We start from the raw sequence: 15,816 nt of genomic DNA, 5'->3' as shown, positions 1-15,816 counted from the left end.
CAATTTAATAATTTTTTATAATCGTAAGCTATTTAACATAACAAGAATTGTGATTCACGTAAACACCCGATTGGTGAGGGTTAATTAAAGTTTTACTTTATCAAAACGACAATTTCTCCTCAAACTCACTCTTTAATACAATTAAAGGAGACGATAATCCAAATTGCATTAACGAGTCTAAAAATGCAGCGAGGGAATCCATCGAATCGCTCATGACCTTCATCATATAATTAAATTCCCCGCTAATTCGATATAAATCTGTTACTTCAGGAGCGGCATTACAATATTGGATAAAATCAGAGCATTGGCTCGTTTTAAACATAATGAATGCTTGAATGTTTTTATTAATTTTGGAAGGCTCAAATTTCGTTCGGTAAGCCGCTATAACTCCTTGATCTTCAAGCTTGTTAATTCGTTCTTTTACAGCAGGTTGCGTCATGGATATAATTCGCCCTATTTCTGAAACAGAAATTCTCGCATTTTCATACAACAAGTTCATTATTTTGTGATCGATTTCATCTAGTTTTACTGCATTTTGCATTGGGTTATCTCCCTCGATTCATTTTCTAAAGTGAATTGTAATTTATAACTATAATATCATAAGTAAAGGAACTAAATTACCTATAAATCTATATTTAAAATGATTGGTGTTTGCATGAAAATATAAGTATAGGATTTATCAAATGGAAATTTAGGAAGGATGGAAAAATGAAGAATCTTGATGGGAAAGTAGCGTTAGTAACAGGGGCGAGTCGCGGCATTGGCCGTGCGATTGCGATGAGATTGGCAAACGACGGTGCATTAGTTGCAGTTCACTACGGCCGAAATAAAACAGCTGCAGATGAAACAATTAGTGAGATTGAATCTAATGGAGGAAAGGCATTCTTAATTGAAGCGGATTTCAATTCAATTGATGGTATCAAAAAGATAGTAGAACAATTGAAGAATGAATTACAAATAAGAGTTGGTGCATCAGAGATTGATATTTTAGTAAACAATGCAGGGATAGGTATACAAGGAACAATTGAAAATACGACAGAAGAAGTTTTTGGTGAAATTATGTCTGTAAATATTAAAGCACCGTTCTTCTTAATTCAGCAAACATTACCATTACTACGAGCAGAGGGGCGCGTGATTAACATTTCATCAGCTGAAGTACGACTTGGTTTTACAGGGTCTATTGCATATGGTTTAAGTAAAGGTGCACTAAATACGATGACACTTCCTCTAGCGAAACATCTTGGAGAAAGAGGTATAACAGTGAATACAATTATGCCTGGATATACGAAGACTGATATAAATGTGAAATTGCTAGATAATCCGGAAATACGAAATTTTGCTACGAATTCATCTGTGTTCGGACGAATAGGGCAAGTTGAAGATATTGCAGATGCAGTAGCGTTCCTTGCTTCTGCTGATAGTCGCTGGGTAACAGGGCAAATTATAGATGTTTCTGGTGGGTTTTGTTTATAGAAGGAAAACAGCCTATGGCCATCAGTGAATGAATTGAGGTATCCCCAAAAATATATTCTTATAAATAACTAGTAAATTTATTTTAATTAAAGTTTAGATTCCTATATTAGTTTGTAAAATAAATTCCCTTTATGTTATTATATTTTCCTTTTATGGCCATATATTATAGTGATGCTTTTGGTAAAACAATTGGCGAATTGATTCGTTCGCCAGTTGTACATAGTTTTGTCAGTAAATATGCACCTGAAAATGCTAGAGGACAATATATGGCAGCATCCAATTTACAATTTACCATCGGGCGTTTTATTGCACCTATTATGATTGTATTTTCTACATGGTTATCTCCAATAGTTGTGTTCGGAATTATACTACTTTGTGCCCTTGTTAGTGCAGTTTTCTATGTGAAAGTATTTCGTATGATTTCAAATACAAACATTCATAATTCTAATGAATAGTGATGGTGTTAAAATTTGAAGTGGTGCTATAAAAGAAATCTGTGCTTCAGGTGTCCTGTAAAATAATTTTTAAACATAAGAATAGCCCTGTTATGCAGGGCTATTTTGTAATTTGATAACTCTAAAATTCTGTTATGGGAAAGAAGAGTAGTTTATATTAATCAAAAAAAATTGATTAATTAGTTGCATAAAGAGCTAAACTACATATATACTATAAACATCAAAAAAAATTGATGAAGGGAGAGTGAACTACAATGGCACAAGATTTTCAGCTCTATGAGAAAAAATTCAAAGCATTAGCGGATCAAAAGCGTTTAGAAATTATGTATGAACTTTGCCAACGAGGACAGACGTGTGTATGTGATTTAACAGAGATTTTTGAAATGACACAATCTAAGCTGTCCTATCATTTGAAGATTTTATTAGATGCAGGTTTAATTGTAAAAGAAACAAAAGGTACGTGGAGTTATTATGATTTAAATGATGCGGAAGTGAATAATTTATTATCAGAAGAATTGTGCTGTATCTTTAGAAAAACAGGAAAAGGTAGCTGCTGTTAAAATTTTGTGCTATTAATCAAAAAAATTTGATTAACGATATATAAAGAGGAGGAATACGGTATGAGATATGTTCACGTCGGTATAAACGTTACGAATTTAGAGAAGTCTATTGAATTTTATGAAAAGGTATTTGGTGTATCACCCGTTAAAGTGAAAACAGATTATGCAAAATTTTTATTAGAGACGCCAGGACTTAATTTCACGCTGAACGTACGAGATGAAGTGAATGGAAATCAGGTAAATCATTTCGGTTTCCAAGTGGATACAGCTGAAGAAATTACGTTACATAAAGAAAGATTAGAAAAAGAAGGTTTCTTTGCGCGTGATGAGATGGATACAACTTGTTGCTATGCAGTGCAAGATAAGTTTTGGGTAACGGACCCTGATGGGAATGAGTGGGAGTTCTTTTATACGAAAGCAGATAGTGATGTTCACAAAATAGAAGAGGTATCTTGTTGTACGACTTCTAACGTAGTGGCTAAAAATTCTTGTTGTTAATAGGAGATGGAAAATAAAATGAAACGTTTATCTTTTCTAGACCGATATTTAACACTATGGATCTTTCTAGCGATGGCTGTTGGGATTGGTTTAGGGTTTGTATTCCCTAGTGTAGTAGATGGACTAAATGCATTACAAGTTGGAACGACATCTATTCCGCTCGCTGTTGGTTTAATTGTCATGATGTATCCACCGTTAGCGAAAGTTCGCTATGAGGAAATGGGCCGAGTATTTAAAGATGTAAAAGTGTTAGTGTTATCTTTAGTACAAAACTGGATTATTGGGCCGGTACTTATGTTTGTTTTAGCAATTATTTTTCTTCCTGATAAACCAGAATATATGGTCGGGCTCATTATGATTGGATTAGCACGTTGTATTGCAATGGTAATTGTTTGGAACGATCTAGCTGATGGTGATAAAGAGTATGCAGCAGGTTTAGTCGCTTTTAACTCAGTATTCCAAATGTTATTCTTCTCCGTTTATGCATACGTGTTTGTAACAGTCATTCCAGAATGGTTAGGAATTGAAGGGGCTATTGTTGATATTACAATGGTAGAAGTAGCGAAATCCGTATTTATCTATTTAGGAATTCCTTTTCTTGCAGGTATGTTGACACGCTTTGTACTCGTTAAGTTAAAAGGAAGACAGTGGTATGAAAAGGTGTTTATACCGAAGATTAGTCCACTTACACTCATTGCATTGCTATTTACGATCATCGTTATGTTCTCTTTAAAAGGGGAAATGATTGTTAGCGTACCACTAGATGTAGTAAGAATAGCGATTCCATTACTCATTTATTTTATTGTGATGTTTTTTGTTTCTTTCTTTATGGGAAGAAAAATTGGTGCAAACTATCCGGTGACTACAACGTTAGCATTTACAGCGGGTAGTAATAACTTTGAGTTAGCAATTGCGGTAGCGGTTGGTGTGTTTGGTATTCATTCGGGAGCAGCATTCGCAGCTGTCATTGGACCGTTAGTCGAAGTACCTGTCATGATTGCGCTTGTAAATGTCGCTTTTTGGTTTAAACGTAAATATTTTAATGATCAATCAACTTAAAAACAAAGGTGGAAAACAACATGGAAAACAAAAAGACAATCTACTTTTTATGCACAGGAAATTCATGCCGCAGCCAAATGGCAGAAGCATGGGGAAAGAAATATTTAGGAGATAAGTGGAATGTATATTCTGCAGGAATCGAAGCACATGGAGTAAATCCAAACGCAATTAAAGCAATGAACGAAGTAAATATCGACATAACAAATCAAACATCAGATAAAATTGATGCAAACATTTTAAATAGTGTTGATTTAGTTGTTACGCTTTGTAGTCATGCGGATTCTGTTTGTCCTTCGACACCTCCGCACGTGAATCGTGTTCACTGGGGATTTGATGATCCAGCAGGAAAAGAGTGGTCTGAGTTTCAACGTGTTCGTGATGAAATAGGTGAACGTATAAAGCGATTTTCTGAAACAGGTGAATAGGCACATGCCCATCAACTTAAGAATTTAGAATTCCCCCCAAAAACGAAATTTTGTTACAACTTATCACAAAATTTCGTTTTTGGGGTAGTTTTATTTTCTTAGCTTGATTTCGATGAGCGGTACCCCATAAAGGCCCCTGATACATAATTGATGTTCTGCCATTTGTAGAAAACAATCCACTTATACCATTTTAACAAGAAAAAATATCTCGTTCATGTTGTAATATTGGCTTACGTTAAGCTTGTGAAAAAATCATATTCATGTATAATACAATTGATGTATGATACATTAGTTGTAGGAGGGTGACCTTTTTGAAAAGAGAAGATGCCTTAAAACTAAGAACAGATATTAAGAAAATGATTATAATAACTGGGGTTTTTGAATCTCAAAATTTGCCCAATGGACCATTTGAAAAACCTTTACCAACTTCTCAAATGATGGCGTTAGAGGAACTAGAGGTGGAAAAACTAACTGTTTGGCAACTATCCAACAAACTTAGATTAGAGACTTCAACTGTAAGTAGATTGGTGGATAAGTTAGTAAAAAAGGGGCTTATTTATCGTGAAGTAAATGAAAAAAATAGAAGAGAACTTTTTCTGTACCTCACAGAAAAAGGTCACATAACTGTTAATTGCTTAAGAGAGCAATCCATTACATTTTATCAAAGTATTCTCAATAATTTATCAGAAGCAGAACAAAAAATAGTTGTGGATGGTTTTGAATTATTTATTGATTCTATTTCTAAGCCTTTTGATTAGAGTGAGGTAAGTCATAACATTTGGAGGATAAAATGAGTTTGCATTTTGAACGTCCTATTATTGAATTAAAAGAGAAATTTGATGAATTAAAGAAAATTATGAAAGAAAATAATGTAGATTTATCGTCAGAAATTCATGAATTAGAAAAACGTTTAAATAAAATGCAAGATAAAATTTATTCTAATATTACACCTTTTCAACGAGTTCAAATTGCAAGGCTACGTAACCGACCCACGACATTGGACTATATACCTTTATTGTTTACAAACTTTCTCGAACTTCATGGTGATCGAGTATATGGTGATGATAAAGCAATGATAGGTGGTATTGCAAAATTTAAAGGGATGCCCGTTACGGTTATTGGTCATCAAAGAGGTAGAAATACAAAGGAAAATATAGAAAGAAATTTTGGAATGGCACATCCAGAAGGTTATAGAAAAGCGCTAAGACTTATGAAACAAGCTGATAAATTTAATCGCCCTATTATTACATTTATTGATACAATAGGCGCCTATCCAGGGATAGGGTCTGAAGAACGTGGGATTTCTGAAGCGATAGCTCGAAATCTATTTGAAATGACTACACTTAAAGTGCCAATTGTTTGTATTGTAATTGGAGAGGCATCAAGTGGTGGAGCTCTTGGCATTAGTGTCGGTAACCATATCCATATGTTAGAGTATTCATGGTACTCGGTAATTTCGCCAGAAGGAGCAGCATCTATCCTATGGAAGGACGCTAAGTATGCTCCAGAAGCTGCTGAACATATGAAAATTTCAGCAAAAGATTTAAAACATTTAGGAATTATTGATGAAATCATTCCTGAAATTAAAGGTGGAGCACAAAATGATATAAAATCACAGGCAAAAATGATTGAATCTGTAATCGAATCATCTCTAAAAAAACTGATACTATTATCCTCGGAAGAGCTTATACAACAGCGATATGAAAAGTATAGACAAATAGAGAATTATAAATGAAAGTATTTAAAGTCCGTATTACATTTCGGAGGATCCTTGCAAAAAAAACTAAATATTTTGTAAGTAATCTCTTAAACTGGGATATGCTGATACTATTACTCTATATAAGATGTGTGATCGGTATGGAAAAGGAAAATTTGTTCAAATGGAAGCATTATCACTACCTATCAACTTAAGAAATTGATTGTTCCCCAAAACGAAAAAATGAGCTGAATTCTCATAAATAACTGTAAAAAGGTGAAAATTTCGTTATGGGGGGTATCTCAAAAGCTTAGGTTGATGGCAATGGGGTACCGCCAACAAGACGCAAATTTTGCACGCTAAGCAAAAAACAATAAGCTGTCCAGATGGACAGCTTATTTACATAATTCTCGTTATTGGAAGTTAAAATTTATTAGTTTTCCCCTCTTTAAGTACCTGTATTAATTCTTTAAGGAGTTTATTATTTTCTTGTTGTTGACGAATAATAAAGTTTTAAAAAAAGATGATTTGAATTGAAATTTCATACCATCTTTTCTTTTTATCCTATATAATAAAAGAAAGAATATTCAGATATAGATATGATTTAGAAAAATATTATAGGAAAAATACTATTGTGGGGTGTAAAGTAAAATGTTAATTAGAGATTATCAAAATGAAGATGAGCAAGGGTGGCTACGTTGTCGTGTACTAGCTTTTTTAAATACGGCTTACTATGACAATGTTTTAAATAAAAAAGAAGTATATGAAAATCCATCAATTGAACTTGTTGCTGAAATGGATGGGGAAATTGTTGGTTTAATAGATGTAGAATATGAAAAAAAAGAGAAGACCGTTTGTTCAAGAGGGACTGGACTTGGAGGGATGATTTGGCATATAGCAGTTCATCCAGACTATGCTCGTCAAGGAATAGGGGAAAGCTTATTGAAAGCTGCTGAAAAACGAGCAATTGATCTCAATCTTAACCGATTTGAAGCATGGACTCGCGATAATGATTGGGTTCGAAATTGGTATGAAAAAATGGGATTCAGGCTAACCGAGTCATATTATCATTTATATTTTGAAGGAAAAGAGGTAAATAATAGAATTTCAAGCAATATTCCTAATTTGTATCCTATTTTAGTATTTGGTCATTACGACGGCGAGGAAACAGATCAATTTAAAGGATTAACTCGTAAACATCAGTGTGTTTGTTATGAAAAATACTTTGAGTAAATAACAGATTTGTTATGAATATCGTATTCATGCTCGGTTAACATAACGCATCATTATCGGTAGCAAGTTTTTCATAGAATCCTTGTTTTTACTAAATTTTTTGTCTCTATGTCTATCTATCACTTATACAAGATTTTATACATCATTGATATAGCGGAGATTCTAGGGATCTTCGCTATTCTTTTGTGTATAAAATCTTGTATAAAAAAGTAGTTAGACTAGTGTGTTCTACTCCGATTCATTTCAAAATATAATTGAAAATCCATCTTTAAATTAAAAAAAGAAGGTGTTACCTATATATTAATAACTTCGAAATATTGTATAACAGATAATTTTTATTGTGCTAACGAATCAGGATAGTGTGGCGACCGACCAACTAAATAGTTGCTTATCCTCAATTATTAGAAGGGAAGTTCTATCATTTCGCGAATTTATTAGACATAGACGAGCGCTATAATTTTTTATATGTACATAAAGAGGTGAATACGCATGAATCAAAGACCTTCAGAAGAAGAATACGCCGGGAACTCCGGCAAATATATCCGTTTGGTGCCGGACGGTAACATTATCGATATTCTGTTCGCTCAGGAAAAGCAAATGACCGAGCTCCTGGCATCGTTGACCGAAAGCCAGGCCGCATATCGGTATGCGGAAGGAAAATGGACGCTGAAAGAAGTCGTGGGCCACATTGCAGATGCGGAACGTGTCATGACCTACCGCCTGCTCCGGTTCGCAAGAGGGGACCAGACGCCTCTGACTGGTTTCGATCAGGAATTGTTCATGCCTCCTTTCGAAAGTTGGACAACCGAGCAATTGGCCGAAGACTACCGGGCCGTACGGCAATCAACGATCACATTGCTGCGCGGGCTACCGGCGGAGGCGTGGAGCCGCAAGGGCACAGCCAATAACCTAAGCATTACGGTGCGCGCCCTCGCGTACGGTATCGCAGGACACGAACTTCATCACATGGGGGTCATCCGAAATCGGTACTTGAGTTAATCGTCGGCTGAGGCCTTTGGAATGGAACTAACGGGTAACTTTAACAAAATAAGGATTACAATTAAACAGCCTAAAATATGCAAATTTTTATACATAACTGCTTGCGTATTATGGAGGGAATCCAAGTGCTATTAAAGCAATGAATGAAGTAAATATCGACATAACGAATCAAACATCAGATATAATTGATGTTTAAATAATGCTGATTTAGTCGTTACGCTTTGTAGTCATGCAGATTCTGTCTGTCCTTCGACACCTCCGCATGTAAATCATGTTCACTGGGGATTTGACGATCCAGCAGGAAAAGAATGGTCTGAATTTCAACGTGTTCGTGATGAAATTGGAGAACGTATAAAGCGATCTTCTGAAACAGGAGAGTAAATACAGGAAAGAGCCAATCTTCTATTTTATAGGGATTGGCTCTTTCCTGTATTGATTTAAAACAACTATTAAAATGAATAGAGAATATTCTGTCATGATGGTAAAGTTAGAATAGAGCAGTTTCAGGGAGGGGCGTAACATATGATTTCTGAATTGAAAAAGGATGATTATTATAAATGTAACAGTTTACTAAATGAAAAAGGGCAATTAGAAGTAAAGGCTGTAATTGCAGGAGTGAATCCTGGTCGTATATTTGTAGATAACATGACTTCTCCTAATTCGGGACTCATTTGGTTAGGGAATAATGATGGCTTCTTCTTTATTGGAGATGCTGAAAATGAAAAATTTAATAATGAAATGAATAGCTTTATTGATAATGTAATAATATCTGAGGCTAGAAAGGTTGGACTAACTTGCTTTGAAGCAATTGGTAATCATTCAAAGTGGAATAAAACAATCGAAAGAATATTTCAGCATCGTAAATTAAAGAGTTGGAATCAAAGAGTGTATACGCTAAAAAAAGAAGATTATGAAGATCAGTATGGACCTAAAATTGAAGAAGGATATACAGTGCTAAAAATGAGTAAAGCTCTCTATGAAAATAAAGGACACGTATTTAAGAATATTGAATTTTTACAATCAAAAATTTTAGAGTTTTGGTCCTCAACAGATGAATTTTTTAATAAGGGAATAGGTTATTGTATTGTTTATGACAACATGATTGTAAGTGTGTGTTTTTCAGGGTTCGTTTTTGAAAATATACACTGTATAGATATTGAAACGATAGAAGGTCACCAAGGGAGAAAATTAGCTCAAATGATAGCTCATAGTTTTGTAAAAGAATGTTTGGAGAATAATATCATTCCATATTGGGACTGCATGGAGTTAAATAAGCCTTCTGTGGCCGTTGTAGAAAATGTAGGTTTTTCAAATGTGTTTAATTATGTAGGATATTATTTTCCTTTTGAGTAAATGAAGTGTATTTTACAAACCTATCATCAAAGGTTTCTACATGGAAGGAGAATAAGGTGAAACACATAATAAAAGACATAGTAATAAATTATTTTAAAGAAATTCATACATTAGTAGTAGAAGAAGAATTACATAAGAATAGTTGGAATACAGATTTGCATTATAAAATCATCGTAAATGGAGACCGATATTCCGCACGGTTTATAAATAGCGATCGAACAATCAATCCGGCTTTTGGGACGTTAACAAATGAACAATTGAAAGAGCAAGTACGGTTTACGTATTATTTACGAGAGCATGGAATTCCATTTATGCAGATTAAGGAGAATAGGGCGGGAGAGTCATTTACACTTGTCACTTGGAATGATGAACAGTACCGGTTTGTATTGTCTACTTGGATTGAAGGGGAACATATTACTCGATGCACAGAAACGATGGCAGAAGTCTTCGGAAAGGAAGCAAGAAAGATACATGATATTTCTAGTACATTTCAAAGCTCGATTTTTCAAAAGAAATCTCATTTGGATGGGTATACCCAGTTTATTTATACGCTAGAAAGTAAGGCAAGCAGATGTGGAGAATTACGAGAGTATATAGATCTCGCTACATATCATATAGAGTGCGCATATACGAGTGAATTAGAGTTTATCGTACAGACAGATTTAAATCCTTTGAATGTTTTATGGGACTCAAGTGAGCAGGTAAAAGGAATTGTAGATGTCGAATCGATTGGATATGTTGATCGTATTGAAGGACTAGCCTTTTTACTAAAGTGGTATTCTCGAACAGAAGGAATACAATCACATGGAGTATGTTCAAGTGTGGCTAGAGCATTTTTAGAAGGGTATAGGGCTCATAATATTGTAACATCAAATAATTACAAAAGACTTTCTTCGTTACTATGGCTATCCGGTAGTTTGAATTGGAATTTTGTGAAGAAAACGCTAAGTGTAATAAGTGATGAGAGGGAATTAGAAGAACATTTGGAAGTTTATAGAGTGAGGGGAGAAAGACTATCTTCATTGTTAATTTGTACATAACATGTATTCCTCTAATTTGGAATTCAACAAAGAAACCATATGAGGTGTTCAAAAAATGAAAATACAAATTGTATTGTTTGATGGTTTCGGAGAACTTGTCTCTTTTGCACCTTTTGAAGTACTGAAAAGGGCAATAGAAGAAGGGGCTCCATTTAAGGTTGAACTCGTTTCGAGTGAAAAAAAACAAGAAGTTATTACTTCGTTTGGAGTTACGGTGAAACTACATGATTTTTTACGAATGGATAATCGTCCGGATTTGTTAATTGTACCTGGTGGTGGCTGGAATCATAAAGCAAAGCATGGGGCACGCAAGCAAGCAGAGCTTGGTACTTTGACCGAAATGATTAAAGAGATGCACAATGAAGGAACGATTGTCGCGGGAGTTTGTACAGGAGGTATGCTGCTAGTAGTCTCAGGTATATTGAATGGTAAAAAGGCGACGATGCATCATTTGGCGCAGAGTGAAATTCGTATATATGGGGCAGAACTTCTTCCTTACAGAATTGTGGATCAAGGAAATGTTATTACCGCAAGAGGAGTTACTTCAGGAGTTGACTTAGGACTGTGGATCACGGAAAGGTTCGCAAGCTCCCAAATTGCAGCTGCTGTTGAATATAGAATGGAATACGAGCGGCGAGGGATTGTTTGGAAGTAATTTAATTATATTTTTTGCTGTAGAGCGTATTAAATATTTGAAAAGAGAAAGAGCCAACTCATACGAGTAGGTTCTTTCTCTTTGCTACTATATTGCTTATTTTTCACAGTAATATCTTTTTAAAAAAATCATAAAAATAGATAATATATTTTGTTCCACATTGATAATTATTTTCATTATATATTTATAAATTAGTAAAATTTAGTTTACAAATTTGCGTCTAGCTTATATAATTTGACTCATATAAAAAAGTTTCCTAAAGGAAACTTAAGTGCGGATTTTCATTCGCTGTATATTTTTTTATTTAAAAGTTGCCTTTGTGCAAAATAATTATATATACGAAAAAAAGAAAGGGGAATGCATAAAAAATGGATGAGGCTATAATTGTTAAAGATTTGTTTGTATCTTATCAAGGGAATCAAGTAGTTCAAAATGTTTCCTTCGATATCGAAAAAGGGAAGCTCGTTGGAATTATTGGTCCAAACGGTGCGGGAAAATCTACTTTAATGAAAGCTGTTTTAAATCTAATTCCAAGTGATAAGGGATATGTTCAAGTCCTTGGAGAGGATATTCAAAGTGCTAGAAAGCATGTTGCTTATGTACCACAAAGAAGTGATATAGATTGGGATTTCCCGATTACAGTTTTAGATGTGGTGCTAATCGGAACGTATCCATCTTTAGGGATGATGAAAAGACCGAAGAAAGAGCATCGAGATTGGGCATTTGAATGTCTAAAAAAAGTCGGTATGGAGGAATTTAAGAATCGTCAAATTGGGGAGCTTTCAGGTGGACAACAACAACGTGTCTTTTTAGCGAGAGCATTAGCACAAAAGGCGGAGATATTCTTCTTAGATGAACCGTTTGTTGGAATTGATGTAACAAGTGAAGAGACCATTATTAAAATTCTTAGGGAGTTACGTAAAGAGGGAAAAACAATTGTTGTTGTACATCATGATTTAAGTAAAGCAGAATCGTATTTTGATAAATTACTATTATTGAATAAGAGCTTAATTCATTACGGAGAAGTAAGGCAAGTATTAGAACCAACTGTTATGTCAAAAGCGTATGTAAATCACGGTATATTGTTTAATAATGCAGCGGAGGTACATTCATCATGAAGATTGTAGAATTTATAGATGCATTAATGCAGTACGGTTTTCTGCAGAAAGCGTTATTAACTTCCGTTATGGTAGGAGTTATTTGCGGCGTAATTGGCTGTTTTATTATTTTACGAGGTATGGCTTTAATGGGAGATGCGATTTCACATGCTGTTCTTCCAGGAGTAGCGCTTTCTTATATGATTGGTATGAACTATTTTATAGGGGCGGTTTTAACAGGTGTTATTACTGCAGTTGGAATCGGATTTGTAAGTCAAAATAGTCGAATTAAACATGATATGGCGATAGGGATTATGTTTACATCTGTTTTTGCCATAGGGATTATTTTAATTACCTTTATGAAGAGTAGTTCGGATTTGTATCATATTTTATTCGGAAATGTCCTATCAGTTCGTTCTTCTGATATGTGGATGACACTTATTATCGGAGTAGTCATTATTGGGCTTGTGATGTTGTTTTACAAAGAATTACTCGTATCCACTTTTGATCCAACGATGGCGCAAAGCTATGGATTACCGAACAAATGGATTCATTATGGCTTAATGATTTTACTTACAATGGTTACAGTAGCATCGCTTCAAACTGTAGGAATTATTTTAGTTGTCGCTATGCTTATTACACCAGCGGCTACAGCGTATTTATTAACAAATCGTCTATGGGTCATGATTTATTTAGCTGCAGGTATTGGTGCACTTTCATCTGTAGTAGGGCTATATTTTAGTTTCTCTTATAATCTTGCTTCAGGTGCAACGATTGTTCTCGTTGCAACATTCTTGTTCGCATTGGCATTCTTTTTCTCACCGTCACAAGGTTTGTTTTGGAGAGCTATTAAAATTAGAAAAAATAGAGCAGAGTTGTCATAATTGATTGGAGGATAATGATGAAATTAAAAAATATTTTATTATCGGTAATTTGTATGTTCGTATTTGTATTAACAGCGTGTTCTAGTAACACAAATGGAAAAGAAGAGGGTAGTGGAAAATTAAAAGTTGTAACAACATACTCCATTATATACGATATGGTGAAGCAAATTGGTGGAGATAAAGTTGAGATTCATAGTCTTGTTCCAATTGGAGCTAACCCACATGAATATGATCCACTACCAAAAGATGTTATGAAAATGACAGATGCAGATATGGTGTTTTACAATGGATTAAACCTTGAAGAGGGCGGAGCATGGTTTAAAAAACTATTAAAAACGGCAAATAAATCAGAGAAAGATGCACCTGTTTATAAAGTAAGTGAAGGTGTAGAAGCTATTTATTTAGAAACAAAAGGATTAGAAAAAGAGCCAGACCCACATGCATGGATGAATATTAAAAATGGTATTGTATATGCTGAAAATGTGAAGAAAGCACTAATTAAAGAAGATCCTAAAAATAAAGAGTTCTATACTAAAAATGCCGACAAGTATGTAGCGGAACTTCAAAAGCTACATGATGAAACTGTGAACAGAATTCATCAAATCCCAGAGGAAAAACGTTTCTTAATTTCTAGTGAAGGTGCATTTAAATATTTTGGAAAAGCATATGGAATTAAGACGGGATACATTTGGGAAATCAACTCAGAAAATCAAGGTACTCCAGATCAAATTAGAGATGTTGTAAGTGTAATTCAAACAAACAAAGTGCCAGCTTTATTTGTTGAAACAAGTGTAGATCGACGTAGTATGGAAACTGTTTCAAAAGAAACAAACGTACCGATTGCGGGTACAATTTTTACAGACTCACTAGGTAAATCAGGTGAGGATGGAGATACGTATTTGAAAATGATGAAATGGAATACAGATACAATTATTAATGGGTTACAAAAATAAAATCTAGCTAGTGTAACTATTGAAATTTTATAAGAAAAGAAAGGGCCAATTCATGTGAACTGGCTCTTTCTTTTATATATCATGATGTATTAATAATTTGGCTGAATATACCTTAATTGTATTCGCTTCGTAACAGCTTCTAAAGAAGATAAAACAATATGATAAGAATCATCCACCGCTAGTCTGTGAATCAGGAAAAGTTCAACATAATGGACATAAACGATGCTTATACATGTAAAGTAAGATGTCATAAAAATGAATAAAGACTGGCCATTTTTGTGCACTTTGATTATGTAGAAATAGGGGGGAATGGCATGAAAGACAATACTCCTAAGAAAATTTTATTTATTCAATCGGGAATTCCTTTTTATTATCCAATGATCGAAGCAGCAATTTTGAATAGTTTACAAAAGGTAAACAGCAATACGATTATGGTGAGTCCGGAAAAAGCTATAAAAACCGCATTGAAAATGAAACCAGATTTTATTTTGGTACTAAGTGGTTTAAGCGAAGGATTTAGTAGTGTCATGCCAGTCCTAAAGAATGCAGGGTTTACTACTGGACTTTGGCTGACAGATGATCCTTACTATATGGATGTAACACAAAATCTTGTTCCGTATTACAATTACATATTTACGCAAGATTTAAATTGTATCAAGTTTTATAGAGGGGTAGGATGTAATAATGTGTTTCATCTCCCGTTAGCAGCAAATCAAGATGTGTTTAAACCGTCTCATAAAGAAGATACATATAAGTATGATCTTAGTTTTATAGGTACAGCATTTGAAAATAGAATTAACTTTGTTGATTCTATTGCAGATTATTTAGCAGAAAAAAACACAAAAATTGTAGGGTTCGGTTGGGAGAAGTTAAAGAATTATGAAAGATTAAAGGATAAAATACAACTCTTGCCACTTGCCAAGTATGAAGATGCGTTACAATTTTATGCATCTACTAAAATCAATATAAATTTACATCGTTCACCAAGTGATCGGGAATTGAATTGTAATGCTGCAAACATCCAAGCCTTTTCAGTAAATAATAGGACGTTTGAAATTAATGCTGTAGGTTCTTTTCAATTAACTGATATACGCCCAGATGTATCAAAGCATTACATACCAGGTGTTGAAATAGAAACATTTTACAGTGCACCGGAGTTTATACAAAAAGCGGAGTATTATTTGGAGCATGTACAAGAGAGAAAACAAATAGCAAAAAATGGGCTGGATAGAACTTTGAAAAATCACACATATGATAGACGTATATTACAATTATTAAGCTATATTGATTTCATAGGAATGAAGATGTAGTTTAACGATTAACTGAAATGATAAGCGTTTCGTGCTTTCAACGAGAGTTAACTCTCGTATTCTATAAAATCATTTACGAAAAAGGGATTTAGATAATTTTTCCGAATTTATTCAATTAGAAAAAAC

General features: G+C 34.2%; 18 protein-coding genes and 1 pseudogene. 18 read left to right on the top strand and 1 reads right to left on the bottom strand.

Going from position 1 to position 15,816, the window contains the following annotated elements; translation table 11 throughout:
* Window positions 1-100: 100 nt before the first annotated feature.
* On the bottom strand, window positions 101-541 hold the full coding sequence (locus tag VF726_RS17490) for an Lrp/AsnC family transcriptional regulator (protein ID WP_001178569.1): 441 nt from the start codon (window positions 539-541) through the stop codon (window positions 101-103).
* A gap of 167 nt (window positions 542-708) precedes the next feature.
* On the opposite strand from VF726_RS17490, the gene VF726_RS17485 reads away from it, so the two are divergent.
* The 18 genes and pseudogenes from VF726_RS17485 (at window position 709) to VF726_RS17400 (ending at window position 15,690) form a co-directional block, all read left to right on the top strand.
* A complete protein-coding gene (locus VF726_RS17485) occupies window positions 709-1,473 on the top strand; it encodes an SDR family oxidoreductase (protein WP_440170585.1) in 765 nt (254 codons plus the stop codon).
* 152 nt (window positions 1,474-1,625) lie between these two features.
* Window positions 1,626-1,928: an MFS transporter gene (locus VF726_RS17480; protein WP_440170583.1), complete on the top strand. Its 303-nt coding sequence runs from the start codon at window positions 1,626-1,628 to the stop codon at window positions 1,926-1,928.
* Window positions 1,929-2,182: 254 nt separating this feature from the next.
* Window positions 2,183-2,488, top strand: coding sequence for an arsenical resistance operon transcriptional regulator ArsR (gene arsR, locus VF726_RS17475; RefSeq protein ID WP_000046014.1), 306 nt, complete (start codon window positions 2,183-2,185; stop codon window positions 2,486-2,488).
* Window positions 2,489-2,548: 60 nt separating this feature from the next.
* Entirely contained in the window at window positions 2,549-2,986 is a 438-nt protein-coding gene (locus VF726_RS17470; protein WP_440170580.1) for an ArsI/CadI family heavy metal resistance metalloenzyme, read from the top strand.
* Between the two features lie 18 nt (window positions 2,987-3,004).
* On the top strand, window positions 3,005-4,045 hold the full coding sequence (gene arsB, locus VF726_RS17465) for an ACR3 family arsenite efflux transporter (protein ID WP_440170577.1): 1,041 nt from the start codon (window positions 3,005-3,007) through the stop codon (window positions 4,043-4,045).
* A 20-nt stretch (window positions 4,046-4,065) separates the two neighbouring features.
* Window positions 4,066-4,470, top strand: a complete 405-nt coding sequence (gene arsC, locus VF726_RS17460; protein WP_440170575.1) for an arsenate reductase (thioredoxin) — start codon at window positions 4,066-4,068, stop codon at window positions 4,468-4,470.
* 311 nt (window positions 4,471-4,781) lie between these two features.
* The gene (locus VF726_RS17455) at window positions 4,782-5,228 is read left to right on the top strand and encodes a MarR family winged helix-turn-helix transcriptional regulator (RefSeq protein ID WP_440170573.1); all 447 of its coding nucleotides are present in this window, start codon (window positions 4,782-4,784) and stop codon (window positions 5,226-5,228) included.
* A gap of 32 nt (window positions 5,229-5,260) precedes the next feature.
* Window positions 5,261-6,205 (top strand): acetyl-CoA carboxylase carboxyltransferase subunit alpha, encoded by a 945-nt coding sequence (locus tag VF726_RS17450; RefSeq protein WP_440170571.1) that lies wholly within the window; start codon window positions 5,261-5,263, stop codon window positions 6,203-6,205.
* A gap of 612 nt (window positions 6,206-6,817) precedes the next feature.
* Window positions 6,818-7,399, top strand: a complete 582-nt coding sequence (locus VF726_RS17445; RefSeq protein WP_336821149.1) for a GNAT family N-acetyltransferase — start codon at window positions 6,818-6,820, stop codon at window positions 7,397-7,399.
* A gap of 489 nt (window positions 7,400-7,888) precedes the next feature.
* Entirely contained in the window at window positions 7,889-8,398 is a 510-nt protein-coding gene (locus tag VF726_RS17440) for a DinB family protein (RefSeq protein WP_440170567.1), read from the top strand.
* A 109-nt stretch (window positions 8,399-8,507) separates the two neighbouring features.
* Window positions 8,508-8,779, top strand: a pseudogene (locus tag VF726_RS17435) (arsenate reductase/protein-tyrosine-phosphatase family protein); the annotation flags it as partial.
* 141 nt (window positions 8,780-8,920) lie between these two features.
* Complete coding sequence (locus VF726_RS17430) at window positions 8,921-9,751, top strand: GNAT family N-acetyltransferase (protein WP_440170565.1); 831 nt, start codon at window positions 8,921-8,923, stop codon at window positions 9,749-9,751.
* Window positions 9,752-9,807: 56 nt separating this feature from the next.
* Window positions 9,808-10,791: a phosphotransferase enzyme family protein gene (locus VF726_RS17425; RefSeq protein ID WP_440170562.1), complete on the top strand. Its 984-nt coding sequence runs from the start codon at window positions 9,808-9,810 to the stop codon at window positions 10,789-10,791.
* Between the two features lie 55 nt (window positions 10,792-10,846).
* Window positions 10,847-11,446, top strand: coding sequence for a DJ-1/PfpI family protein (locus tag VF726_RS17420; protein WP_440170559.1), 600 nt, complete (start codon window positions 10,847-10,849; stop codon window positions 11,444-11,446).
* 368 nt (window positions 11,447-11,814) lie between these two features.
* Window positions 11,815-12,564 (top strand): metal ABC transporter ATP-binding protein, encoded by a 750-nt coding sequence (locus tag VF726_RS17415; protein WP_440170557.1) that lies wholly within the window; start codon window positions 11,815-11,817, stop codon window positions 12,562-12,564.
* On the top strand, window positions 12,561-13,427 hold the full coding sequence (locus VF726_RS17410; protein WP_212955103.1) for a metal ABC transporter permease: 867 nt from the start codon (window positions 12,561-12,563) through the stop codon (window positions 13,425-13,427). The genes VF726_RS17415 and VF726_RS17410 overlap by 4 nt, the downstream gene beginning before the upstream one ends.
* Window positions 13,428-13,444: 17 nt before the next feature.
* Complete coding sequence (mntA, locus tag VF726_RS17405) at window positions 13,445-14,380, top strand: manganese ABC transporter substrate-binding protein/adhesin MntA (protein ID WP_440170555.1); 936 nt, start codon at window positions 13,445-13,447, stop codon at window positions 14,378-14,380.
* Between the two features lie 314 nt (window positions 14,381-14,694).
* Window positions 14,695-15,690 (top strand): CgeB family protein, encoded by a 996-nt coding sequence (locus tag VF726_RS17400; protein ID WP_440170552.1) that lies wholly within the window; start codon window positions 14,695-14,697, stop codon window positions 15,688-15,690.
* Window positions 15,691-15,816: the final 126 nt, after the last annotated feature.

The organism is Bacillus sp. Brlt_9 (assembly GCF_051948935.1).
Taxonomy (GTDB): Bacteria; Bacillota; Bacilli; order Bacillales; family Bacillaceae_G; genus Bacillus_A.
Note: the sequence above shows the minus strand (reverse complement) of the source record. Positions and strands in the feature narration are given on the sequence as shown.